Genomic DNA, 2,661 nt, shown 5'->3' with positions numbered 1-2,661 from the left:
TAAGAAAAAGAATCCCTTGATATAGAAGAATTCTCTTGACTAATGGTAGAAAAAAGAATGCACCAGACAATGGTTAGCTTCTGAGTACTATCGGATCAGCTAGTTAAAATTCAATATTTATTATATTAAGCGGTGTAAACCGCTTTCTTTTTTGCTATACTGAACGTAAATTAACAATTCAGAAATGGTGATTAAAATGGAGATTTCAGAACTAGAAACAGGATTCATTGAACATTTCGGCATTGAACCAAGCAACTACTTCTTCTCACCCGGACGCATTAACCTTATCGGCGAGCGCACGGACTATAATGGTGGCCACGTTTTCCCAGCCGCAATCTCATTAGGTACGCACGCGGCAGTCGGCAGAAGAAACGATCGCGAGCTTCACTTCTTCTCAGCCAACTACCCGGATCAAGGTGAAATCAACGTCCAACTGACCAACCTTGACTACAACGTTAGCGATTCCTGGACCAATTACGCAAAAGGCATGTTCTTGTTTGTTCAACAACAAACAGGTGCCACATTCAATTCCGGCTTAAATATCTTCGTCAAAGGTGATCTCCCCAGTTCCTCAGGCCTATCGTCATCTGCCTCGATGGAGCTGCTCATTGGCATTATCATTCAGCAAATGTATCACATTCAGATTACACAATTAGACTTAGTTAAAATCGGCCAAAAAGTGGAAAATGAATTTATTGGCGTTAACTCTGGTATCATGGACCAATTTGCGGTCGGGATGGGTAAGCAGGATCAGGCGATTTTCCTCGACACCAACACACTGGAGTACAAACTCTTCCCGATTAATCTAACTAAGCAAAGCATTGTAATCATGAACACCAACAAGCCTCGCGACCTGATCAGCGGTAATACAACGAGCGTAGACTTGAATGCGAGGAGGCGCTACGCCGCTTGCAACGCGTTGTGCAGATTAAGTCTCTTGGCGAACTTAGCGCAGCAGAATTTGATGAATATAGCTTTGCAATCGCAGACGAAACCTTAATTAAACGGGCTCGTCACGCAGTACTTGAGAATGAACGCACGGTACGTGCCGGCGACGCAATGACCACCAATAACCTGACGCGCTTTGGTCGCCTGATGAATGCCTCCCATATCTCACTAGAATTTGATTATGAGGTTACGGGGATTGTGCTGGACACACTGGTCCACACGGCCTGGAAGCAACCCGGCGTCCTGGGCGCACGCATGACCGGCGCCGGCTTTGGTGGCTGCGCCATCGCACTCGTCGAAAATGACGCCATTGCAAGTTTCAAGGAAAACGTTGGAGCCAAATACCGTGAAATCACTGGTTTTAACGCTAGTTTCTACATCACGGAAATTGGTGCTGGCCCAAGAGAATTGCACTAGAATTCTCTCCCAAGCCGTTGTACTTTCAATGTAAATTTTATATGTTTCAATTGTGATACATAAAGGAGCCGACACTATGCGGACAAAAGACAGCACAATTAGTGTGAGTGTGGACAGTAAACTTAAGAAAGATGTGCAACAAGATTTAGAGAAAATGGGTCTCGATCTTGGTACATACATCGTCATGTCACTGAAAGCACTCCACAGGATGCAGGAGCTACCATTCACTCCAGGGGCACTCAGCCCTTTGGAAGAGGCAATGGCCGAGCTGAGGGCTGGCAAATTAAGTGACCCGATTAGCTTAGAAGAATATCTGAAAGAGGTCGCAACTTATGTTGCAGATTGAAATATTCGCTTTAGACTACCCAGCAGCGGTAGTCTATTTTTTATCCTCTGAAATACAAGTATATTTTTAAAACACAATTTGGACTAGAGACAAAAAAACTCGGATTACTCCGAGTTTTAACTGGTTAATTCAAGTCATTATACGTCGTAATTTCAAACCCACTATCAGACAACAGAGCCTTAGTGACACTGCCATTTGCCGGGAATTCCGGTCGCTCAATGCCACCGAATTTATAGGCCAATGTCTGGGTTTGTCAAAAATCTTGTGTAAACTCGTCTTCGTATGATGAAAGCTTGACTCTTAGTCGAACATTGATTCAAGTGTATCTTGACAGACGCCAAATCCTTTATGGATTCTACCTAGATTTCGATTGTTATAATCTAGACATTGTACTCCGGCATATCTGTCTAACGATTCTTCATTTGGAAACCGTTGTTTCTTCTTGATGTTCGCTTTGAAGTAATCATTAAAGGATTCAATTACGTTCGTTGAATAGATACTTCCTCGAATTGCTTTAGGAAAGCTGAAGTACGCGAATAAGTCATCTATATCAGCTAGTTTGCGCACAAATGAATATTTATGACCCCAAGTTTCAATGAACCTACTTAGTGACTCTTTTGCTTCTGACAAGCTTGCACTTTGACGTACATCACGAAACTCGTTGCTAATCAACTTACGATCACTTACACGTACTTTATGCGTTAAATTGCGTATTACGTGAACTAAACAACGTTGTAGTTTGGCTTTAGGAAAGTACTTGGCAATGCTATTATTTAGACCAACTACACCATCGGCAACGAACAACAGCACCTGCTCAACACCTTGTTCCTTGATACGTTGTAGTTGTTCTTCCCAAATGGTCGCTGACTCTGTTGGGGCAATAGTGTAATTCAGAATGCTCCTATCCTAGTATTTGGTACATAAATTTCTGAACAGTTGTGCCATAATTA

At 42.7% G+C, this 2,661-nt stretch carries 2 protein-coding genes and 1 pseudogene; 2 read left to right on the top strand and 1 reads right to left on the bottom strand.

Annotation, left to right across the window (positions count from 1 at the left end):
• The first annotated feature begins 196 nt into the window (after positions 1 to 196).
• Together FC15_RS07985 and FC15_RS07980 are read left to right on the top strand one after the other, a co-directional pair.
• Positions 197 to 1,365: pseudogene (locus FC15_RS07985) on the top strand (galactokinase).
• Positions 1,366 to 1,441: 76 nt separating this feature from the next.
• The gene (locus FC15_RS07980) at positions 1,442 to 1,711 is read left to right on the top strand and encodes a type II toxin-antitoxin system RelB/DinJ family antitoxin (RefSeq protein WP_057825617.1); all 270 of its coding nucleotides are present in this window, start codon (positions 1,442 to 1,444) and stop codon (positions 1,709 to 1,711) included.
• A 300-nt stretch (positions 1,712 to 2,011) separates the two neighbouring features.
• Here FC15_RS07980 and FC15_RS09480 read toward each other — a convergent pair whose 3' ends face one another.
• Positions 2,012 to 2,605 (bottom strand): IS256 family transposase, encoded by a 594-nt coding sequence (locus FC15_RS09480; RefSeq protein WP_420835683.1) that lies wholly within the window; start codon positions 2,603 to 2,605, stop codon positions 2,012 to 2,014.
• Positions 2,606 to 2,661: the final 56 nt, after the last annotated feature.

The sequence above is a fragment of the Lapidilactobacillus concavus DSM 17758 genome (assembly GCF_001435835.1).
In the GTDB taxonomy this organism is placed as follows: domain Bacteria; phylum Bacillota; class Bacilli; order Lactobacillales; family Lactobacillaceae; genus Lapidilactobacillus; species Lapidilactobacillus concavus.
This window is presented reverse-complemented; position numbering and strand designations above follow the sequence as displayed.